Annotated in this window: 22 protein-coding genes and 1 tRNA gene; 12 read left to right on the forward strand and 11 right to left on the reverse strand. The window is 71.7% G+C overall.

Features of this window, described 5'->3' with window-relative positions:
• Position 1: 1 nt before the first annotated feature.
• Together ACFSC0_RS20050 and ACFSC0_RS20055 are read left to right on the forward strand one after the other, a co-directional pair.
• Positions 2-376 carry a response regulator gene (locus ACFSC0_RS20050; RefSeq protein WP_377281730.1) on the forward strand — a complete coding sequence of 125 codons (375 nt, stop codon included), beginning with the start codon at positions 2-4 and terminating at the stop codon, positions 374-376.
• Between the two features lie 54 nt (positions 377-430).
• On the forward strand, positions 431-1,045 hold the full coding sequence (locus tag ACFSC0_RS20055) for a hypothetical protein (RefSeq protein WP_377281731.1): 615 nt from the start codon (positions 431-433) through the stop codon (positions 1,043-1,045).
• 9 nt (positions 1,046-1,054) lie between these two features.
• On the opposite strand, the gene ACFSC0_RS20060 is transcribed toward ACFSC0_RS20055, so the two are convergent.
• From ACFSC0_RS20060 to ACFSC0_RS20090, 7 genes are all read right to left on the reverse strand, one after another.
• Positions 1,055-2,893 carry a cation:proton antiporter domain-containing protein gene (locus ACFSC0_RS20060; protein ID WP_377281732.1) on the reverse strand — a complete coding sequence of 613 codons (1,839 nt, stop codon included), beginning with the start codon at positions 2,891-2,893 and terminating at the stop codon, positions 1,055-1,057.
• A 131-nt stretch (positions 2,894-3,024) separates the two neighbouring features.
• Complete coding sequence (locus ACFSC0_RS20065) at positions 3,025-4,656, reverse strand: NAD(P)/FAD-dependent oxidoreductase (RefSeq protein WP_377281733.1); 1,632 nt, start codon at positions 4,654-4,656, stop codon at positions 3,025-3,027.
• Positions 4,657-4,841: 185 nt separating this feature from the next.
• Positions 4,842-6,125: a histidinol dehydrogenase gene (gene hisD / locus ACFSC0_RS20070; RefSeq protein ID WP_377281734.1), complete on the reverse strand. Its 1,284-nt coding sequence runs from the start codon at positions 6,123-6,125 to the stop codon at positions 4,842-4,844.
• Between the two features lie 52 nt (positions 6,126-6,177).
• Complete coding sequence (locus tag ACFSC0_RS20075; protein ID WP_377281735.1) at positions 6,178-6,570, reverse strand: MmcQ/YjbR family DNA-binding protein; 393 nt, start codon at positions 6,568-6,570, stop codon at positions 6,178-6,180.
• A gap of 3 nt (positions 6,571-6,573) precedes the next feature.
• Entirely contained in the window at positions 6,574-7,005 is a 432-nt protein-coding gene (locus tag ACFSC0_RS20080; protein WP_377281736.1) for a DUF2948 family protein, read from the reverse strand.
• 9 nt (positions 7,006-7,014) lie between these two features.
• Positions 7,015-8,304, reverse strand: a complete 1,290-nt coding sequence (murA, locus tag ACFSC0_RS20085) for a UDP-N-acetylglucosamine 1-carboxyvinyltransferase (protein ID WP_377281737.1) — start codon at positions 8,302-8,304, stop codon at positions 7,015-7,017.
• A 107-nt stretch (positions 8,305-8,411) separates the two neighbouring features.
• Positions 8,412-8,567, reverse strand: coding sequence for a hypothetical protein (locus ACFSC0_RS20090; protein WP_377281738.1), 156 nt, complete (start codon positions 8,565-8,567; stop codon positions 8,412-8,414).
• Between the two features lie 110 nt (positions 8,568-8,677).
• Here ACFSC0_RS20090 and ACFSC0_RS20095 point away from each other — a divergent pair.
• Positions 8,678-8,752: transfer RNA gene (locus ACFSC0_RS20095), tRNA-Thr, on the forward strand.
• Between the two features lie 24 nt (positions 8,753-8,776).
• On the opposite strand, the gene ACFSC0_RS20100 is transcribed toward ACFSC0_RS20095, so the two are convergent.
• Positions 8,777-9,406, reverse strand: coding sequence for a glutathione S-transferase family protein (locus tag ACFSC0_RS20100; RefSeq protein ID WP_377281739.1), 630 nt, complete (start codon positions 9,404-9,406; stop codon positions 8,777-8,779).
• A gap of 96 nt (positions 9,407-9,502) precedes the next feature.
• Between ACFSC0_RS20100 and ACFSC0_RS20105 the strand changes: the two genes are divergently transcribed.
• From ACFSC0_RS20105 to ACFSC0_RS20125, 5 genes are all read left to right on the forward strand, one after another.
• Positions 9,503-9,691: a DUF3008 family protein gene (locus ACFSC0_RS20105; protein WP_377281740.1), complete on the forward strand. Its 189-nt coding sequence runs from the start codon at positions 9,503-9,505 to the stop codon at positions 9,689-9,691.
• A 51-nt stretch (positions 9,692-9,742) separates the two neighbouring features.
• Positions 9,743-10,300: a DUF2239 family protein gene (locus ACFSC0_RS20110; protein WP_377281741.1), complete on the forward strand. Its 558-nt coding sequence runs from the start codon at positions 9,743-9,745 to the stop codon at positions 10,298-10,300.
• Between the two features lie 40 nt (positions 10,301-10,340).
• Positions 10,341-11,030, forward strand: coding sequence for an XRE family transcriptional regulator (locus ACFSC0_RS20115; protein WP_377355252.1), 690 nt, complete (start codon positions 10,341-10,343; stop codon positions 11,028-11,030).
• 199 nt (positions 11,031-11,229) lie between these two features.
• Positions 11,230-11,784, forward strand: a complete 555-nt coding sequence (locus ACFSC0_RS20120) for an SOS response-associated peptidase (RefSeq protein WP_377281743.1) — start codon at positions 11,230-11,232, stop codon at positions 11,782-11,784.
• 53 nt (positions 11,785-11,837) lie between these two features.
• The gene (locus tag ACFSC0_RS20125; RefSeq protein ID WP_377281744.1) at positions 11,838-13,067 is read left to right on the forward strand and encodes an alpha/beta fold hydrolase; all 1,230 of its coding nucleotides are present in this window, start codon (positions 11,838-11,840) and stop codon (positions 13,065-13,067) included.
• Here ACFSC0_RS20125 and ACFSC0_RS20130 read toward each other — a convergent pair.
• The gene (locus ACFSC0_RS20130) at positions 13,064-13,396 is read right to left on the reverse strand and encodes a hypothetical protein (protein WP_377281745.1); all 333 of its coding nucleotides are present in this window, start codon (positions 13,394-13,396) and stop codon (positions 13,064-13,066) included. The two genes, ACFSC0_RS20125 and ACFSC0_RS20130, sit on opposite strands and share 4 nt — an antisense overlap.
• 106 nt (positions 13,397-13,502) lie before the next feature.
• Between ACFSC0_RS20130 and ACFSC0_RS20135 the strand changes: the two genes are divergently transcribed.
• The 4 genes from ACFSC0_RS20135 to ACFSC0_RS20150 all read left to right on the forward strand — a co-directional run bounded on the left by ACFSC0_RS20135 (position 13,503) and on the right by ACFSC0_RS20150 (position 18,159).
• Positions 13,503-13,799: a hypothetical protein gene (locus ACFSC0_RS20135; RefSeq protein ID WP_377281746.1), complete on the forward strand. Its 297-nt coding sequence runs from the start codon at positions 13,503-13,505 to the stop codon at positions 13,797-13,799.
• A 95-nt stretch (positions 13,800-13,894) separates the two neighbouring features.
• Positions 13,895-14,347 (forward strand): MarR family winged helix-turn-helix transcriptional regulator, encoded by a 453-nt coding sequence (locus ACFSC0_RS20140; RefSeq protein ID WP_377281747.1) that lies wholly within the window; start codon positions 13,895-13,897, stop codon positions 14,345-14,347.
• The gene (locus ACFSC0_RS20145) at positions 14,344-15,801 is read left to right on the forward strand and encodes a DHA2 family efflux MFS transporter permease subunit (protein ID WP_377355253.1); all 1,458 of its coding nucleotides are present in this window, start codon (positions 14,344-14,346) and stop codon (positions 15,799-15,801) included. The genes ACFSC0_RS20140 and ACFSC0_RS20145 overlap by 4 nt, the downstream gene beginning before the upstream one ends.
• A 252-nt stretch (positions 15,802-16,053) precedes the next feature.
• Positions 16,054-18,159, forward strand: coding sequence for a transglycosylase domain-containing protein (locus tag ACFSC0_RS20150; RefSeq protein WP_377281749.1), 2,106 nt, complete (start codon positions 16,054-16,056; stop codon positions 18,157-18,159).
• A 3-nt stretch (positions 18,160-18,162) separates the two neighbouring features.
• Here the strand turns inward: ACFSC0_RS20150 and ACFSC0_RS20155 are convergent, their stop codons facing one another.
• Together ACFSC0_RS20155 and ACFSC0_RS20160 are read right to left on the reverse strand one after the other, a co-directional pair.
• Entirely contained in the window at positions 18,163-19,170 is a 1,008-nt protein-coding gene (locus tag ACFSC0_RS20155) for an NAD(P)H-dependent flavin oxidoreductase (RefSeq protein WP_377281750.1), read from the reverse strand.
• Positions 19,171-19,418: 248 nt separating this feature from the next.
• Entirely contained in the window at positions 19,419-20,693 is a 1,275-nt protein-coding gene (locus ACFSC0_RS20160; protein ID WP_377281751.1) for a mechanosensitive ion channel, read from the reverse strand.
• Positions 20,694-20,809: the final 116 nt, after the last annotated feature.

Genomic DNA, 20,809 nt, shown 5'->3' on the forward strand with positions numbered 1-20,809 from the left:
CATGCTGAAGGTGCTCATACTGCAGGACGATCCGATCGCCGCCGTCCTGCTTCAGGAGGCGATCGAGGCCGCTGGCCACGCGGTGGCGGGCTGGGCCATGAACGCCGAGGACGCGGTCGCGCTGACCGCAACGCATCGGCCTGATCTGCTCATCATCGACACCGACCTCGATGCGTTCGACGCCTCGACAGAATCGGTGCTCGAGATCGGGCGGAAAGCCGACGCGCAGATCGTGTTCCTGACGAACGGCGACGAGCGCGTGCGGGAGGCGCTGGCGACGCTCCAGCCGGTGGCCATCCTCGACCTGCCATGGCGAGAAGAGTCGCTTCGCACGGCCCTGGACAGGGCGGATAGCGCCCGTCCTTCGCAGGTCTAGGGCAACCTGGACTCACGGCCTATCATCCCGCGATCGCCACCGCGGAGGATCGTGATGCTGAGAGTGCTCATCCACGCATCAACGCCCACGGCCGAGCGGCTCACGACGCTGCTGGCGTCGCGTACGGACGTGGATTGCCGACGTTCCGGCGCACAGTTCCACACCCTGCGGCAGCTTCGCGAATGGCGTCCGCACCTGCTCGTCGTGGAGGCGGAGCGCGAGGCGGCCGGTCTTGCGCCGTTCATCGCCGAGGCCGCCGCCTTCACCTTGTGCCTCGCGTTCTTCTGGCCTGAGGATCCGGAGGTGCGCCGCTCGCTCCTCCGGTATTCGCCGATGGGAATCCTGCCCCGGAACTACGATCGCGGCGACGTGGCGTCTCTTCTGGCCGCCGTCCGGAGCGAAGCGGATCTGCCGGACGCCGGGAAGCGCGCTCCGGCGCTTCGCCTCGAGGTTCTTGGGATGATCTGCGGACTCCTGGCGGCGGCGCTCGGGTTTCATCTGCCAGGGGCGTCCGCCGTCCTGGCCGGCGCCGACCACCGGGGCTACTACGCCGTGCTGGGCCTGGCGTTGATCGCCGGCGCCTGTCTTCTCCAGGTTCGGAGGCCCGTTGTCGCGGCCGTCCAGGCAGTGCTCGTGACGGCGGTCACCCTGGCCCCCACCCAGGCCTGATCCTCGGCGTCAGGCGTCATAGTTGCGGGCGGGGCGTCGTTCAGGGGCGGGTCGGCGCGGCTCGGCGTCGAACTGGCGCTCGAATACGCCCCCTTCCCCCGAGAGCCGGGCCTTGGCGACGATCAGCCTCGCCTCGCCTGGATCCACGCCCATCCGCGTGAGCGCGTACTCCAGCAGACCCAGCGCCAGCTCGCGCTCGCCCATGATCGCGATGCCCACGCCTTTTCTCGCAAGCTCGGCCACCTGGCTGTCGGAGTGCGTGCGGACCGCAGTGTCGATCGTGGGATTGACCTCGCGGGCGGCGTCTATGATCCGCTGCGTCTGGTAGCTGCCCGGCGTGGCGACGATCAGCAGTTTCGCATGCCGCAGGCCGGCGGCCTCGAGGACGCCTGTATTCGCGGCGTCACCGTAGACGGCGGCGACGCCCTCCTTGCGGAGAGCTTCGACTCGCCGACGGTCCTCGTCGACGGCCACCACGGCAAGACCCTGGCTGCGGAGAATGTCGCCCACACGCCGGCCGACGCGTCCGTAACCGACGATGATGGCATGATCCGACGGGCCCTCGTCCCCTCCTGTGGGCAGCTTCGCCAACGCCTCGTCGCCCTTGCGTTCGATCTTCGCGAGCATGTCTGGGCGGGCCCGGAGACGACGCATGATCGGGTCGATGGTCGCAAATGCGATGGGATTGAGGGTGATCGAGAGCAGGGCCCCGGCAAGGATAAGGTCACGGCCTTCCTCCGGCAGCAGACCGAGGCTGACGCCCAGCGCGGCTAGGATGAAGGAGAATTCGCCGATCTGGGCCAGGCTGGCGGAGACGGTAAGCGCCGTCCCCGCCGGATAGCCGAAGGCGAGCACGATCCCGAAGGCTGCGATCGACTTGCCGAACACGATCACCGCCACCACGGCGGCGACCGCCAGCGGTTCGCGGACGAGAATGGTGGGGTCGAAGAGCATCCCGACGGAGACGAAGAATAGGACCGCGAAGGCGTCCTGGAGCGGCAGGGAATCGGCCGCCGCCTGGTGGCTGAAGTCTGTCTCGCTCAGCACGACGCCGGCGAAGAAGGCGCCGAGCGCGAAGGAAACGCCGAAGAGCTCCGCCGACCCGTAGGCGATGCCCAGGGCGGTCGCCAGGACGGCCAGTGTGAACAGTTCACGCGATCCGACCTTGGCGACCTGCCGTAGCAGCCAGGGCGCCACGCGCGAGCCCACGGTGAGCACCAACGCCAGGAAGAGGCCCACCTTCAGCACCGTCAGGCCCAGTGCGCCCCAGACGCCGCCCGCCGCGTTCGCCGCCGCACCGCCGGCCACGGCAGGATCACCGCCGAGCGGCCCGGCCAGCGCCGGGAGAAGCACGAGGCTGAGGACCATCACCAGGTCTTCGACGATCAGCCAGCCGACCGCGATGCGTCCATTGACGGTGTCGATGGCGCGCCGCTGCTCCAGGGCGCGCAGCAACACGACGGTGCTGGCCACCGACAGCGCCAGGCCGAAGACAAGACCGGCCCCGAGCCCCCAGCCCCACAGGTGAGCAAGGCCCGCGCCCATCGCGGTCGCCGCCGCGATCTGACCGAGGGCGCCCGGCACGGCGATGTTCCGGACCGCCAGCAGATCCCTGATCGAAAAGTGCAGCCCCACGCCGAACATGAGGAGAATCACCCCCAGCTCGGCGAGCTGGGTGGCGATCTCCTCGTCCCCGGTGAACCCCGGCGTGAACGGACCGACTGCAATCCCGGCCAGCAGGTATCCCACTAACGGCGGCAGCCGAACCTTAGCCGCCAGGAAGCCTCCCGCGAACGCGAACACCAGGCCCATGACGACGGTGGTGATGAGCGACGTGTCGTGGTGCATTCAGTCCGCCGAGCTGTCCCAAAGGTGGACCACCCACGTGGCGCGTCGGAGCGGTCAGCGCCAACCATCAGCGGGTTTGCGCGCCCGCCGTTCCGCGAAAAGCGCCGGCGGCGCGGGATCTCGCCCGGCTGCTAGGCCGCCGCCGCCTCGCCGACGATCGCCCGGGCGACCGCCTCGGCGACCTTGATGCCGTCCACGGCGGCCGAGAGGATGCCGCCGGCGTAGCCTGCGCCCTCGCCGGCCGGGAACAGGCCGCGCACGTTCAGGCTCTGGAAGTCGCCCCCGCGGGTCATGCGGATCGGCGAGGAGGTGCGGGTCTCGACGCCGGTCAGCACCGCCTCGGGATCGTCGTAGCGGGGGATCTTGCGGCCGAAGACCGGCAGAGCCTCGCGCATCGCCTCGATCACGTAGTCCGGCATGACAGCCGAAAGGTCCGTCGGCCGCACGCCCGGGCGATAGCTGGGAGTGACGGAGCCCAGCGCCGTGGAGGCCCGCCCGGCCAGGAAGTCGCCCACCAGCTGACCCGGCGCGTAGTAGTCGCCGCCGCCGGCCACGAACGCCCGGCTCTCCAGGTCGCGCTGCAGGTCGATGCCGGCCAGCGGGTGCTCGCTCGGATAGTCGGCCGGCGAGATCCCCACCACGAAGCCGGAGTTGGCGTTCCGCTCGTTGCGCGAATACTGGCTCATGCCGTTGGTCACGACGCGGTTCGGCTCGGAGGTGGCCGCCACCACCGTCCCGCCCGGGCACATGCAGAAGCTGTAGACCGTGCGCCCGTTGGCGCAGTGGTGCGACAGCGAATAGGCCGCCGCCCCCAGGTCCGGATGCCCCGCGCACGGCCCGAACATCGCCCGGTCGATCCACGACTGGGGGTGCTCGATGCGGAAGCCGATTGAGAAGGGCTTGGCCTCGATGTGGACGCCCCGGTCGTAGAGCGCCTGGAAGGTGTCGCGCGAGGAGTGGCCGACGGCGAACACGACCTGGTCGGCCTCGATGAACTCGCCGGTGTGCAGGTGCAGGCCCCGCAGCCGCCGCACGCCGTCCCGCCCGCGGTCCAGCTCCACATCGACGACCCGCTGCTGGAACCGATACTCCCCGCCCAGCGACTCGATCTTGGCGCGCAGGCTCTCGACCATGGTCACCAGCCGGAAGGTGCCGATGTGCGGGTGCGCCTCGGTCAGGATCTCGGCCGGCGCGCCGGCCTGCACGAACTCGGTCAGCACCTTGCGGCCGAGGAAGCGCGGGTCCTTGATCTGGCTGTAGAGCTTGCCGTCCGAGAAGGTGCCGGCCCCGCCCTCGCCGAACTGGACGTTCGACTCCGGGTTCAGCTCGCTGCGCCGCCACAGGCCCCAGGTGTCCTTGGTCCGCTCCCGCACCACCTTGCCGCGGTCCAGGATGATGGGGCGCAGGCCCATCTCGGCCAGGATCAGCCCGGCGAACAGGCCGCAGGGCCCGGCCCCGATCACCACCGGCCGCAGCCGCGGCGCCGGCGGTGCGGCGACCACCGGGCGGTAGGCGGTGTCCGGCGTCGGCCGCACGTGCGGGTCCTTGACCAGCCGCTTCAGCACCGCCGCCTCGCCCTTCACCTCGGCATCGACGATGTAGACCTTCAGGATCGCCGATTTCCGGCGCGCATCGTGCGCCCGCTTCCACACCGACCAGCGCACCAGGTCCTCAGGCCGCACGCTCAGGCGCCTGGCGATCGCCGCCGGCAGCGCCTCGGGCGCGTGGTCGAGGGGCAGCTTGAGTTCCGAGATCCGCAGCATCGTCGCCAGTCTAGCCCTAAGACCTCTCTCTCCGCGAAGCGGGGGGAGAGGGTTGGGAGAGGGGGGCCTCCGCCGCGAGCGCCGCCTGGAGGTCTTAGCCGTCGCCGCGCGCCGGCGTTCGCCGCCGGGGCGGCGAAGCCCCTCACCCTACCCTCTCCCCGCAGGGCGGGGAGAGGTCAAGACCGTCAGCCCCGGCCCAGCCGGATCGCCGCCGAGCGCGCGTGGGCGGGCAGGCCTTCCGCCTCGGCCAGCGCCACCGTCGGCGGGCCGAGATGCTCGAACGCGGCCGCGTCGCACTTGATGATCGAGGTGCGCTTGATGAAGTCGAACAGGGACAGGCCCGAGGAGAACCGCGCCGCCCGGCTGGTGGGCAGCACGTGGTTGGAGCCGGCCACATAATCGCCGACCGCCTCCGGCGCATGCCGCCCCAGGAAGATCGCGCCCGCGTGGCGCACCCGGTCCGCCAGCCGCTCGGGCGCCTCGACGGCGAACTCCACGTGCTCGGGGGCGATGCGGTCGACGAGCGGCGGCGCCTCGTCGAGCGGGGCGATGATCACCGCCCCGTGGTCGCGCCAGGAGGCGGCGGCGTCCTCGCCGGTGGAGAGCGCGCCGAGCTGCTCGGCCAGCGCCGCCTCCACCTTGCCGGCGAAGGCCTCGTCGTCGGTGATCAGGATCGACTGGGCGTCCGGGTCGTGCTCGGCCTGGGAGAGCAGGTCGGCGGCGATCCAGGCCGGATCGTTGGCCCCGTCCGCCACCACGACGATCTCCGAGGGGCCGGCCATCGCATCGATGCCGACCACGCCGTAGACCTGCCGCTTGGCTGCGGTGACGTAGGCGTTGCCCGGCCCCACGATCTTGTCCACCGGCTGGATCGGCCCGGCCCCGTAAGCCAGCGCCGCCACCGCCTGCGCCCCGCCGATGCGCCAGATCTCGGTCACGCCCGCCGCCTTGGCCGCCGCCAGCACCGCCGGCTTCAGTCCGCCCGGCGGCGTCACCATGGCGATCCGCTCGACGCCCGCGGCCGCCGCCGGCACCGCATTCATCAGCACGGTGGAGGGATAGGCCGCCCGACCGCCGGGGACGTAGATCCCCACCGCCTCCAGCGCCGTCCACCGCCAGCCGAGCTCGACGCCGGCCTCGTCGGTGAAGCGCATGTCCTGCGGACGCTGCCGCTCGTGGTAGGCGCGGATCCGCCGGGCCGCGAACTCGATCGCCTCGCGCACCTCCGCCGGACACCTCGCCGCGCCCTCGGCGATCTCCTCGGCGCTGACCCTCAAGGTCGCCTCGGTCAGGGCCGGATCATCGAACTTGCGCGCGAACCGCAGCAGGCCCTCGAGCCCCTCGGTCCGCACGGAGTCCACCACCTCGCGGACCACCGCCTCCACGTCGGCCGGCATCCCCCGCCGCTCGTCCACGAAGGCCGAGAAGCGGTCCTGGAAATCGGGGTCTGGGAAGCGGAAGCGGCGCATGGCGCGCTCTTTATCCGCCCTGGCGACAGAACGCCACGCGCCTTGCTCGCGGTCAGTCCGGGCGACCCTCCGCCTCCACCAGCCGGGCCAGCTTCTTCGGAGCCATCGCGCAGTAGCTCTGCCGGATCCACGCCTCCAGCGTCGGCAGCTCCGCCAGGACATCGTCCTGCGGCCCGAAGCGGGCGATGGCCCATTGGTGCTGCCTGTACCAGCCGCGGCTTTCTCGGACGAAGGGCAGGTCCTGCACCATCTCGAACGAGATCGGCAGCTTGACGGTGATCGTCAGCGCGTCCTCAGGCTCGGCCTTGTCGCCGAAGATGCAGAACATCTTTCCTTTGACCCGCAGCACCCGGGTGAAGGCCCAACCCAGACCCGCGTCCGTCTCCGGGAAGGTCAGGCCGTAGGCGGTGAGCGCCGCCTCCGCCTCCTGGTGCGGCGTGGCCACCGCTCACACCTCGTGCGCCGGGGTCCTCGGCGTCGGCCAGGGCTCGGAGACGTCGGCCAGGACCGCGTCGACGCACTCGACCTCGGCCTTGAGGTCCGCATCGCCCGCGAAGCTGAAGACGATGCAGCCGCCGGGCGCCTCGTCGCCGGGCTCGAAGGTGACGGCGAGGATCTCCACCACCGCGTCCTTCACGCCTCGCTTCAGCTTGCGCGACTTGACGTTCAGCACCCCGCCCAGTTGCAGGCCGCTGCGCACCCGCTCGCCGCCGGCCTCCCAGCGATAGCGGTTGAAGGCCAGCGTCAGCCGCCGCGCCTTCGGCTCGTAGGAGATGTCCCCGAGCTTGACGACCGCGTCCTGAACGGCCGCCGAGATGATCGCCAGGTCCTCGGCGTCCTGCGCCAGAAGACGCAGCGGCGGCGCCTTGGAAGCTGCCATGCCCTGCCCCTACTCCTCCGTCTCGCCGTCGCCTTTGAGGCGGCGCACCTTCGCGCCGCACGCGCCCAGCTTCTCTTCCAAACGCTCGAACCCGCGATCCAGGTGGTAGACGCGGTTGACGATCGTCTCGCCCTGGGCGGCCAGGCCCGCGATCACCAGGCTGACCGAGGCCCGAAGGTCGGTGGCCATCACCGGCGCGCCGTTCAGGCCCGAGACGCCCCGCACGCGCGCCTCGCCGCCGTGGACGGTGATGTCGGCGCCCAGCCGCGCCAGCTCGGGCGCGTGCATGAACCGGTTCTCGAAGATCGTCTCCTTGATCACGCTCTCGCCGTCGGCCAGCGACATCAGCGCCATGAACTGGGCCTGCAGGTCGGTGGCGAAGCCGGGATAGGGGTCGGTCTCCACCTCCACCGCCTTCAGCCGCGCGCCGTTGCGCTTCACCGTCAGCCCGTCGTTGTGACGCGTCACCTCGACCCCGGCCTCGGCCATCTTCACCAGCAGGGCGTCGACGAAGTCCGCCCGCGTGCGGGTCAGCCGCACTTCCCCGCCGGCCATGGCGGCGGCCAGGGCGTAGGTGCCGGTCTCGATCCGGTCCGGGATCACCGCGTGGGTCGCCCCGTTCAGCCGCGCGACGCCGTCGATGACGACGGTCGAGGTCCCGGCGCCGGCGATCTGCGCGCCCATCTTGATCAGGCACTCGGCGAGGTCGGCGATCTCCGGCTCGGCCGCGGCGTTGCTCAGCACCGTCCGGCCCTCGGCCAGCACGGCCGCCAGCATGGCGTGCTCGGTCGCGCCCACCGAGACGAAGGGGAAGGCGATCTGCGCGCCCGTCAGGCCCCGCGGCGCCTGGGCGTAGACATAGCCCTCGTGCAGGTCGATCCGGGCGCCGAGGGCCTCCAGCGCCTTCAGGTGCAGGTCCACCGGCCGCGCGCCGATGGTGCAGCCGCCGGGCAGCGAAACCTTGGCCTGGCCGGTCCGCGCCACCAGCGGGCCCAGAACGTTGAACGAGGCCCGCATCTGGCGCACCAGGTCGTAGGGCGCGATGGCGCTGACGATCTCCGGGGTGTGCAGCAGGGTCTCGGGCCCTGCTTCGCCCTCGGCCTCGACCACTTCGGTCCCCAGCCGCTGCAGCAGCTTGCCCAGGAACCGGGTGTCGGCCAGCCGCGGCATGTTCGTCAGCCGCAGGGGCTGGTCGGTGAGCAGGCTGGCCGCCATCAGCTTGATGGCCGAGTTCTTGGCGCCGCTGATCGGGATCTCGCCCTCCAGCCGCGCGCCGCCTGTGATGGCGATGCGATCCATTCGGTCCCTCAGGTCCGGCCCCGCCGAACGCGGACCGTCTCTCCAAACGCGCTTCTAGCGGCGCCCCCAAGCGCCGCCAAGGCGCAACGCACGGCCCGCCGAACGGCTCACCGCCCGCCGGACTCGCCGCCCTCCCCGCCCGTCGCCGGCCCCGAATCGCCGGCCTTCGGAACGGGCTTCGGCGCCTTGCGGCGGCGCAGATTCGCCCTCAGCGCCTGGGCGAGCTTGGCTTCACGGTCGGCGTCGGATTTGTCTGCGCTCATTGGATATTTACGGCCTGCGACCATAGATAACGGGCGGATCGGTCCCTCTTCACCATTTTAGGGGCTTCCCGCGGGCGCGTCTTTTGGCTATCAGCGCGCCCTCGCCTTTCGCCGCCGTAGCTCAGTGGTAGAGCGCATCCTTGGTAAGGCTGAGGTCGGCAGTTCAATCCTGCCCGGCGGCACCACTTCTTCCTCCCGACATGTAGAGATCACCCCTTCGGGGGCGTGACGTGGAACGGCTGGACGACGGCCGCGAAGTCCGGATGGGCCTCGCAGGCCTTTGCGTGGGCCGCGAGCCTTGGCCAGCGGGCCGCATCAAACGCGCCGGGCAACGCCTCGCCGACGAACCGCAGGACGCAGCCGGCGGCGATGTCGGCGTGGGTCAGCCGCTCGCCGAACCACCAGGCGGCCTCGCCGCGGGAGGCCTCCAGCGCATCCAGCACCCCGGCGATCTGGGTGCGGCAGCGCTCGACCCAGACCGGCGTGCCGCGGCCGTGGACCACCTGCTCGTAGACGAGGCTCACCGCCTTGTCGGCCATGCCGGTGGCCAGGGCGCAGACCTTCAGGGCCGCCCGGCGCTCCGGGCCCGACGGCGCGATCAGCGCCCGCCCCGGACCCGCCTGCTCGTCCAGCCAGTCGAGGATGGCCGCGCTTTCGATCAGCGACTCGCCGTCGTCGGTGACCAGCGTCGGCACGCGGCGCAGCGGATTGTAGCGGGCGATCTCCTCGGCGTTCCCGAACACCGACCAGGGCCGGTGCTCGTAGGCCATGCCGTAGAGCCGCAGGGCCACCGCCACCCGCCGCACGAACGGGCTGTCGTACTGTCCGATCAGGATCATGCCCGGAATTCCGCCCGAGGCGGCGCATACGGTCAAGCCGAACAGGCGCAGCGCTCGTTCGTTCTCCTCCCGGCAGCAACCCGAGGAGCACACGCCATGCCCGCCAAGTCCGCCGCCCAGCAGAAGGCCGCCGGCGCGGCCCTGGCCGCCAAGCGCGGCGACCAGCCCAAGTCCAAGCTGAAGGGCGCCTCCAAGTCGATGGTCGAGTCCATGAGCGAGAAGGAGCTCGAGAAGATGGCTTCGACCAAGCGCAAGGGTAAGCCGGAGCACGTCGCCCGCAGCTAATTATACCCGGGCGTAATTGACGCCGGCGCGGCGGCCCTGCTATGCCGCGCCATGGACGAGCGCCGCTACACCGCCTTCGCGGGCGACCGCCTGCTGGCCCGCGGCTCGGCCGCCCAGGTCGCGGTCGCGCTGAAGGCCGCCTATGAGCGCGGCGAGACCCGGCTGATCGCCTTCGAGGACGCGACCGGCCGCCCCACCGACTTCGACCTGCGCGGGGACGCGGCCGAGATCGCCGCGCGCCACGCGCCCGCGGAGCCCCCGAAGCGCGGCCGGCCCAAGCTCGGCGTCGTCGCGCGCGAGGTCACCCTCCTGCCGCGCCACTGGGACTGGCTCGCCGCCCAGCCCGGCGGCGCCTCGGCCGCGCTGCGCCGGCTGGTCCAGGCGGCGATGACCGACGCCGATGGCCCCGAGGCGGTGCGCCAGCGGCGCGAGGCCGCCTACCGCGTCATGTCCACCCTGGCCGGCGACCTGCCCGGCTTCGAGGAGGCCAGCCGCGCCCTGTTCGCGGGCGACCTCGGCCGCCTCGACGAGTTGACCGCCGGCTGGCCGGCCGACCTGCGCGCCTATCTCGCCGAGCGGTTGGACGGCGGCGCCGCGTCGCGGGGCTGACACGTCCGAGTCTGACGCAGGCCTGTCGCTATAGTCGCACATGTCCGCCATGCGCGTTTTGATTGCATCCACCGTCGACACCCCCGCCCCTTGCAGGCGTCCGGGCGCGGCGCGACTTCGGCAGGCGCGGATCGCCGCCGGGTTCGAAACCGCCGAGCAGGCGGCCGGCGCCTGCGGCTGGGACGCGGCGGCCTACGCGGTGCACGAGGCTGGCGCCGCCTCCTTCGACTGGCGCAGGGCCAAGGTCTATGCGAGCGCCTTCCGCGTGCGGACCGAGTGGCTCTACGCCGGCGCCGGGCCGGCGTCCGACCCGGGCTTTGCGCCGGTCATCGGGCGGGTCGGCGCCGATCCCTCCGGCGCCCTGCTGTTCGCCACGGGGCAGTCGCCGGGCGAGCTCGCGCCCCTGCCGCCCGGCGCCACCGACAGGGCGGTGGCCCTGCGGGTGGCCGGCGAGTCCATGCGCGGCCTCGCCGACGACGGGGCGCTGATCTACTTCGAGGACCAGCGCACCCCGCCGACGCCCGACATGCTGGGCCATGTGGTGGTGGTCGAGACCGACGGCGACGAGGTGCTGGTCAAGCGGCTGCTGCGCGGCTCGCGGCCCGGCCTCTACGACCTGGAGAGCCTCGATGCGCCGGCCCGCAGCGACGTGCGGCTGCGCTGGGCCGCGCACATCACCGCGATCATCCCGCCCTTCCAGGCCCGGCGCATCCTCGTGAGCGCGGCCTGACACCCGAGTTCGGAACAACGCTTTTGCGGCCACGTTGCCTAGTTCGGTCGGGCCAAGAGGAGAGTTCTGATGAGGAGCGTTATCTACATCGTCGGCCTGGTCGTCGTCGTCGCCGTGGTCCTGTCCCTGCTCGGCATCGTCTAGCCCAAGATCGACAGGCGAGCTTTTCAGGCTCGCCTGACCGGGCTCTGATAGGCGGATGTGCAACGAATACCGCTTCCGCCAGCCGCTGGACCGCATCGTCGAGGAGTTCAGCCAGCTGAAGATCCCGGTCACCTGGAGCGGCGGGGCGCCGAACCTGGAGCCCCGCGACTCCATCCGCCCGACCGACCCGGCCCCCGTGCTGGTCGGCGCCGGCGGCGGCGGGGCCGAGCTCAAGCAACTGCGCTGGGGCTTCGCCCAGCCCAAGGGCGGCCCGGTGATCAACTACCGCTCCGAGAACCGCCGCTTCGCCAAGGGCCGCTGCCTGGTCCCCGCAGACGGCTTCTACGAGTTCACCGGGACCAAATACCCCAAGTCCAAGTGGCTGTTCACCGCCACCGACAGCGACTTCTTCTGCATGGCCGGTCTCGTGCGCGAGGACCGCTTCACCGTGCTGACCACCTCGCCCGGCCCCGACATCGCGCCCTACCACGACCGGCAGGTGGTCATCCTGCCCAGGTCCGAGTGGGCCGCCTGGCTGGGCGAGGCGCCGGAGCACCCCGAACCCGGCCCCCTGCCGGCCGGCGCGCTCAACGTGCAACAGATCCGCTAGACCGTAGGAACATCCCATCGATCAATGGGTTGTGGCGAGGTTCAGGAGCCGCCATGACCTTCCTCCACCTGCTTCAGCGCCTCTTCGCGCTCCTCTCGCTGGCGATCCTCGCCGCCGGCGCCTGGCTTGTCTGGTCGTGGATCGACCTGCGGGACGAGATCCATCCGACGCTCGGCGAGTCGCCCGACTGGCGGCTGTGGCTCGGCCTCGGCCTGCTCGCCTGGTCCTTCCTTGGCCGGTTCGTGGTGATGGGTCTGATCGGCCGCGGCTCGGCCAAGGCGCACGGCCGGCTCGAGCGGGGCGAGACCGCCCGCCTTCAGACGGCCGACGGCGCCGAAGTCCATCTGGAGCGGCACGGGCCGCAGGATGCGCCGACCCTGGTTCTCATCCATGGCTGGGGCCTCGACGCCACCATGTGGCGCGACCAGCGCGATCGTCTGGCGAGGCGGTTCCAGACGCTCAGCCTTGACCTGCCCGGGCTCGGGCTTTCGAGCGGGTTCGCCGACGGCGTCTACACCCTGCCGCGCTTCGCCGACGTGGTCGCCGAGGTCGTGCGCTCGGCGCCGGCCCGGCCGGTGGTCCTGGTCGGCCACTCCATCGGCGGGATGATCCTGCAGGAGTTCGCCAAGCGCCATCCGGACATGCTGGGCCGCGACGTGGCGGGCATGGCGCTGGAGAACACCACCTGTGTGGACCCCAGCCGCACGACGGTGATGAGCGGCCTCATCCAGGCGATGCGGCCGGCGGTCGGGCCGATGATGAAGCTCGACATAGCGCTCGCGCCGCTGGTCCGACTGATGAATTGGCAGAGCTATCTCAGCGGCTCCACCCACATCGCCATGCGCATCGCCGGCTTCGGGACGCGCCCGTCGCCCGGCCAGCTCGACCAGACGGCGCTGCTGGCCACGCGCAACTCCCCCGCCGTCCAGGCCAAGGGGAACCTCGCGATGATGAACTGGGAAGGCGCCGGGAACCTGCGCCACATCGGCCTGCCGGTCCTGGTGTTCATCGGCGGCCGCGACCTGGTCACCCGGCCCGACGCCGGGGAGGCCGTGGCCCGCAGCTTCGCCGCCGCCCATCTCGCGCCCTTCGAGCAGGCCGGCCACATGGGCCCGATGGAGCTGGCGGCGGACTACGCCCAGGCGGTGGCGGCCTTCACCGATCACGTCCTGCTGCCGGGCGCGCGCGAAGCCGACGCCAGGTCCATCGCCGCGGGCGCGCCGTCGAGGGAGGCCGGCGAGAGCGCGCCCAGGCCGCCTCCGTCCCTGTCCGCCGCGCCCTAGAGCAGCAGCACCAGCGCGGCCACGACCAGGACCACGCCGACCAGCGCGCCGAGGATCGCCGGCGCGACGCGCGGCGACGACGAGCCCGCCCCCGCCGGCTGCAGCGAGGGCTCGGCGGCGTTCTGGGTGGCCGTGTTGGATCCGCGCCTGCCCTCCTGAGCCCGGGCGAGCGCCACCTCGTCGGCCGTCGGCGCGGCGCCCCCGGCCTCCTCGTCCGTGCCCAGCGGCGCCGCGCCCGGGTCGAAGCCGCCGACCTTGTCGCCGGTCCTGCCGCTGTCGATGTCGTCCTTCAGCTGGGCGGGGTTGTGCCGCTCGCCTTCCGTGCTCATCCCAAGGCTCCTCAATGGCTTGCGGGGGTAACCCCGCCGCCTCGCGCCCGTTCCGGCGGAACGTCCGGCCCCGGCCGCCGCTTGTCTGCGGAAGAAGGAGGCCGCCATGCCCGACACCACCCCGGAACCCGTGAACCGCCAGGACGGCGTCCCCATCGGCGATGGCCAGACCGACGCCGGCGAGGCGGTGGCCACCGGCGACCGCCGCGAGGAGATGCGCTACGAGGACGACCCGGCCCAGCTCGCGCGGGTCCGCCACACCTCGGTCCACCCCGACCACCTGCCCAAGCAGATGACCGCGTCGGGGGACCACGAGGCGCCGCCGGGCGCCGACGCCGTCACCGACGTCGCCGAGCCGCCCCCCTCGCCGTCGGTCTGGGACGCCCGTCCGCCCGGAGGTTGAGGCCCTCCGCCGCCCGCGCGCCGCGCGCGGTTGACGCCGGCCGCGAGGCGCTTATGGGTAGTTTGGAAACCTAACTACCTTAAGTCTCGAGTCGCATGCGCACAGCCGTCCTCGCCGATCCGGAAGATCCCGTCGCCCTCGCCGAGGCGCTCCGCCCGGCGCTGTTGCGGGTCACCCGACGGCTGCGGCAGGAGGCGAACAAGGAGGGCCTGTCGGCCCTCGACGCCCTGCTGCTCGGCGAGATCAAGCGCAAGCCGGGCGTCGGCGTCTGCGACCTGGCCGACCAGGAGCAGATCTCGCGGCCGACCATGAGCGGCCACATCAAGCGGTTCGAGGCCTCGGGCTGGATCGTGCGGGCCGGCCACGCCCAGGACGGCCGCCGCTCGGGCCTCAGCATCACCCCGGCCGGCGTGAAGGCGCTCGAAGCCATCCGCCGGCGCCGCAACGACTGGCTGGCCGCGCGCCTGGCCAAGCTGCCGCCGGACGCCCGGCGGGACCTCGCCGCCGCCGCCGGGCCGCTCCTCCAGCTGCTGTCGGTGGACGCATGAGCCAGGTCGACGGCCAGATCCCCGCCGCCGCCCCGGCGGCCGCCGAGGACGCCGCCGGCCGGACTGTGCGCGGCTGGCTGGTCCCGGCGATCATCGGCTCGGCGCTGCTGATGCAGACGCTGAACGCCACCGTCCTGCACAACGCCCTGCCGACCATGGCCGAGGCCCTGGGCGAGGAGCCGCTGCGGCTCAACCTGGCCATCACCATGTACCTGCTGGCGGCGGCGGTCTTCCTGCCGATCAGCGGCTGGGCGGCGGACAAGTTCGGCGCCAAGCGTGTGTTCGTCGCCTCGATCGTCCTCTACGCCTTCAGCTCGGCCGCCTGCGGCTTCGCCGACAGCCTGAGCGAGCTAGTCATCGCCCGGCTGGTGCAGGGCGTGGCCGGGGCGATGATGATGCCGGTGGGCCGCCTCGTCCTGCTGCGCACCACGCCGAAGAACGAGCTGGTTGGGGCGATGTCGGTGCTGACCATGCCGGCCCTGCTGGGGCCGGTGATCGGCCCCGTGCTGGGCGGCGCCATCGTCACCTTCGGCGACTGGCGCTGGATCTTCTTCATGAACCTGCCGATCGCCGTCGTCGGCCTGGGGCTGGTCCTGCGCTTCGTGCCGAACGTGGCCGAACAGCAGGTCGCCAGGCTCGACGTCATCGGCCTGCTGCTCACCGGGCTGGGGCTGGCCGGGCTGATCTTCGGCTTCGAGAATCTGGGTCGGGACATCATGCCGGCCTGGGCGGTCGCCTGCCTGTTCGGCGGCGGCTTCGGCTGCGCGGCCATGTACTGGCTGCACGCCCGGCGCAACCCGGACGCCATCCTCGACCTCTCGCTGTTCAAGGTGCAGACCTTCACCGCGGCGGTGGTGGGCGGCTCGTTCATGCGTTTCGCCATGGGCGCGACGCCCTTCCTGCTGGCGATGCTGCTGCAGATCGGCTTCGGCTTCACCCCGTTCCAGGCCGGCCTGCTCACCTTCATGAGCGCCGCCGGCGCTCTGATCATGAAGACCACCGCCCCGCCGATCCTGCGCCGGTTCGGCTTCAAGCGGGTCCTGATCATCAATGCGGTGATCGTCGCCGCCTCGTTCATGGCCTACGGCCTGTTCCGCCCCTCCTGGCCGCAGTGGGCGATCATGGCCGTGCTGCTGGTCGGCGGCTTCTTCCGCTCGCTGCAGTTCACCAGCCTGAACGGCCTGGCCTACGCCGACGTCGACCAGCCGCAGATGAGCCGGGCCTCGACCATGTCCAGCATGTTCCAGCAGCTGAACCAGTCCATCGGCATCGGCCTCGCCGCCACCCTGCTGCACCTGTTCATGACCTGGAGCGGCCAGCCGCAGATGACGGCCGACACCATCGCCCCGGCGTTCATGGTGTTCGGCGTTCTCAGCCTGGTGTCGCTGGCCTTCTTCGTCCGCCTGCCCCGCTCGGCCGGGGACGAGATGAACGGCCGCACGCGCGAGGATTGAACGCGGCGCCTGCAACCAAGGGCGGTTGAGCCGCGCCTTCAACGCGTCATCATCGGCAAGACGCAAGATGATTCCGGGGCTTGCGGCTCCAGGGGGCGTGGATGGCTTACGACGGGGATGCGGCGGTCAAAGGGGCGGCGAACGGCGCCGGGGCCGCCTGACCGGAATCGGTGCACGGCGGCGCCGTTCTTGAAGCGAATGGAAACCTTGCCAAGCTTCCATCAGTTTGCGGGACGCCGCCCCGGAGCCCCTGTGCCTTACACCGTCGCCACCCTCGACCTCACGCCCCGCAAGGGACGGCGCCTGAGGCTGGCGGCCTGCGTCGTGGCGGCGCTCGCCGCGCTCGCCCTCGGCGGGGCGATGCTGTTCCAGCAGGCCTTCCTGACAGACCTGCCGCCCGTGCCCGACCGCAGCGGCCTGTGGGGCGCAGGCCGTCCGCCCGGCGTCACCTTCCTGGACAAGGATGGCCGGGTGATCGCCCACCGCGGTCCCCGCCACGGCGCGCCGGTCACCCTCAAGGAGCTGCCGCCCCACGTCCCCCGCGCCTTCCTGGCCGCCGAGGACCGCCGCTTCTATTCCCATGGCGCCGTCGACCTGCGCGGCATCGCCCGGGCGGCCAAGGTCAACCTCGAGGCCGGCCGGACCGTCCAGGGCGGCTCGACCCTGACCCAGCAGCTCGCCCGCACCCTCTTCCTCGCGCCCGACAAGACCTTGCGGCGCAAGGTCCAGGAGGCCGCCCTGGCGATGAAGCTCGAGCGGATGATGAGCAAGGACGAGGTCCTCGAGCTCTATCTGAACCGGATCTACTTCGGCGATCGCGCCTATGGCCTGACGGCCGCCGCCAGGACCTATTTCGCCAAGCCGCCTTCGGAGCTGACGCTGGCCGAGGCCGCCATGCTGGCCGCCCTGCCCAAGGCGCCGACGCGCCTCGCCCTCACCAACGATCGCGACGCCGCCTGGGCCCGGGCCAAGGTCATCCTGGCCGAGATGGAGGAGCTGGGCTGGGCCCACCCCCAGGCCGTCGCCGCCGCGGCCGCCGCCCCGCCGGCGGTGGTCCACACCCCCGAGCCGGGCGAAGGCGACATGGCCTGGGTGCTCGACGCGGCCGCCCTGCAGGCCGAGACGCTGGTCGGGACCCGCTCGCCCGACCTGGTGGTCCGCCTCACCGTCGATCCCAAGCTGCAGACCGAGGCCGCCCGCATCGTCCGCCAGGCCATCGCCGGGGAGGGCCGCCGCCGCGGCGCCGGCCAGGCGGCGCTGGTCGCCCTTGCGCCCGACGGGTCGATCCGCGCCATGGTCGGCGGCGTCGATCACGCCCAGAGCCCCTTCAACCGCGCCTGGCAGGCGCGCCGCCAGCCCGGCTCGGCGTTCAAGCCCCTGGTCTGGGCCGCCGCCCTGGAGCGCGGCGTCCACCCCTACGAGCTGCGCGCCGACGCCCCGGTCAGCATCGGCGGCTGGAGCCCGCAGAACTTCGGCGGCGGCTACTCCGGCGCGGTGTCGGTGTCCGAGGCCCTGCGCCGGTCGATCAACACCGTCTCGGTGCGGCTGGCCCGCGAGGCCGGCGTCGAGCGGGTGGCCGAGCTCTCCCACCGCTTCGGCCTGGCCGCCATCCCCGAGCGCCCCGGCCCGTCGATCGCGCTGGGCGCCTACGAGGTGAGCCTGCTCGAGCTGACCAGCGCCTACCAGGTCTTCCAGAACGGCGGCCTCCAGCGCCCGCCGCACCTGATCGCCAGCATCGCCAACGCCCGCGGCGACGTCCTCTACGCCCGCACCCCGACGGCCGGCGCGCCCGCCTACAACGAAACCCAGGCCGCTCAGATGGTGCGCATGATGCAGGGCGTGATCGGCTCGGGCACCGGCAGGCGGGCCGCCTTCGGGCGCATCGCCGCCGGAAAGACGGGCACCAGCCAGGACCACCGCGACGCTTGGTTCGTCGGCTTCACCCCCGACTGGGCGGTCGGCGTCTGGGTCGGCAACGACGACAACCGCCCGATGCGGCGCGTGGTCGGCGGCGAGCTGCCGGCCGTCGTCTGGCGCCGCTTCATGATCGCCGCCCACGCCGGCCTGCCCGCCCGCGGCTTCGACTGGATGCCGCAGGCCGCGCCGCCGCCGAGGGACTGGGCCTATCCCGAAGAGGCCGAAGGCGAGGCGCCGCTCGACGACTCCATCGAGGTCGCCGAGCACGCGGACCGGGAGGTCCGGATCTGGCCGCCGGAGCGCGTCCACGACGAGCCGCCGCCCTACTACGACGAGGTCGAAGTCGAGGAGGATTGGCCCGAGCCGCCCCCCTACCGCCCCGCCTACGGGCCGCCCGACATGGACCGGCCGCCGCGCTGGAACGGCTCCAGCTACTGGTGAGGCCTACTCCGCGGCCCAGGCCAGCGGCCGGCCCCGGGTGAGCGCCGTCTTGCCGGCCAGCGCCAGCTTGGCCTGCTCGTATTCCGCCGCCAGCCGGTCCACGAGCTCGCCCGCGGAGGGGATGTCGGCGATGGCGCCGATGCCCTGGCCGCAGCCCCAGATGTCGCGCCAGGCCTTGGCCTTCTGGTTGCCGCCGGATCCGAAGTTCATCTTCGACGGATCGGCTTCGGGCAGGTTGTCCGGGTCCAGCCCCGCCGCCTCGATGGACGGGCGCAGGTAGTTGCCGTGCACGCCGGTAAAGAGGTTGGTGTAGACGATGTCGTCGCCCGAGCTGGCGACGATCATGTCCTTGTAGCCCGGGGCCGCGTTGGCCTCCTTCGTGGCGATGAAGGCTGAGCCGATGTAGGCCAGGTCCGCGCCCATCGCCTGGGCCGCCAGGACCGCCCCGCCGTTGGCGATGGCGCCCGACAGCGCGATCGGCCCGTCGAACCACTGCCGAAGCTCCTGCACGAAGGCGAAGGGCGAGAGCTTGCCCGCGTGTCCGCCCGCCCCGGCCGCCACCGGGATCAGGCCGTCGGCCCCCTTCTCCACCGCCTTGCGGGCGAAGCGGTCGTTGATCACGTCGTGCAGGGTGATCCCGCCGTAGCTGTGCACCGCCTGGTTCACGTCCTCGCGGGCGCCCAGCGAGGTGATGACGATCGGGACCTTGTACTTCACGGTCAGCTCGACATCGTGCTCGAGCCGGTCGTTGGTCTTGTGGACGATCTGGTTGACCGCGAACGGCGCGGAAGGCGCCTCCGGGTGCGCCTTGTCCCAGGCCGCCAGCTCCTCGGTGATCTGCGCCAGCCACTCGTCCAGCTGGCTCGCCGGCCGCGCGTTCAGCGCCGGGAAGGAGCCGACCACGCCGGCCTTGCACTGGGCGATGACCAGCTCCGGGCCGGAGATGATGAACAGCGGCGAGCCGATGACCGGCAGGCGCAGGCGGTTTTCGAGGACGGCGGGAAGGGCCACGGGCAAGCTCCGTTCGGTTTACGATTTACACCGTAAGCCGATAACCTTCTAAGCCGCAAGCCCCCAAAAGTGCGCCCCCGGAGGGAGAGCCATCGCTTGCGAGGCAGCCCCGCGGCAGCCAATCAAACACGAAGACCACAAAGGGCACGAAGGACACGAAGGGATGAGTGGCTCGGCCTCTTCGTGATCTTCGTGCCCTTCGTGGTCTTCGTGTCAAAATTTGTTCCCCCTGCGGGGGGAGCAATCGCTCACACCAGATCGTTCGGCGGCCGGTCGCCTTTGCGGGTCCAGCGGTCGAGGAGCTTGCTGGCGGCCTCGCGGCCGCCGAGGCCGAATGCGAGCGCCGCGGCCACCGCCGCCGAGCCGAGGATCAGGCCGAAGGCGAGGATGACGATCTCGTCGGCGATGCCCATGAACCGCAGCCCCATGGCGGTCGCCAGCGCGATGGTCGCCCAGCGCACGATGCTGGAGGCGAAGGCGTCCGCCCCGCCGGTGGACCGGTCGATCATCCGGGCCAGGAAGTTGGCCAGCAGCACGCCGACGGTGATGATCACCCCGCCGAACAGCACATGGCCGGCCAGGTCCAGCACCTGCTGCAGGATGTCGGCGATGGCCACGAACTCCAGCAGCCGCGCCGCCTCGATGGCCGAGAACAGCATGATCGCCACCAGCACCAGCTGGGCGACCACCTTCGACGGCGTGGTCCGCACGGCCCCCGCATCCTCGGCCGCCGCCTGCTGGTCCACCGGCGCATCGGCGTCGCCGGGCGGCGAGATCTCGGCGGCCTTGACGCCCAGCGACTGCAGGCTGCGGTCAAACCCGAGCGAGGGCAGGATCTGCTCGATCAGTCCCGCCACCCAGCGGCCGATGAAGAAGGCCAGAGACAGCACGATGGCCGCCGCCAGCACCCGCGGCAGGGCGCTCAGCACCGTCTGCAGCACGGCCACGGCCGGCGCCGAGATGGCCTCGATCTGCAGCTGCTCCAGGGCCGCGATGGTCACCGGGATGACGATCAGCACGAACACCAGGGTGCCGATGGTCTTGGCCAGGCCCGAGGCGCCGGTGATCCGCGACAGCCCCGCCCGCTCCAGCCAGCCGTCCACGTGCGCCGCGGTCAGCGCCGCCTCGACCACCCTGCGCGCCAGCGTCGCCACCACCAGCCCGACGACGAAGATCACGCCGGCGCCGATGATGTTCGGCACGAAGGCCAGGATGTCGGTGATCAGCGTCGAGAGCGGGATGACCACGTCGTCCAGCTCCAGGATGGTCAGCGCCGCGATCACCCCGATCAGCAGCACCAGCCAGTAGCCCAGCTGGCCGAGCTGGAAGCCGATGGTCTCCTTCGGGCCGGCGTCACGGTTGTGCGCCCGGATGCCGGGGAAGCGGTCGATCAGCTTGGCCATGCCCCACTGCACCCCCTTGGCGAGGAAGTGGGCGGCGATCACCACGGCGATCGCGGTCAGGATCCTTGGCCCCCACTCGAGCAGGATGTCCTGGACGTCGTAGTAGCCCCCGGTCGGCATCGGCTGTCCCCAAGCTCCGCTGTTGCAAGCTGTACAATCCGCCGCAGCTCAACTGGTTTCACTCGCGAGTTCAACCCGCGCCCACGCTTGACGGCCCTCGCGTCAGGGGACCATCA

The sequence above is a fragment of the Phenylobacterium terrae genome (assembly GCF_042681205.1).
Taxonomy (GTDB): Bacteria; Pseudomonadota; Alphaproteobacteria; order Caulobacterales; family Caulobacteraceae; genus Phenylobacterium; species Phenylobacterium terrae.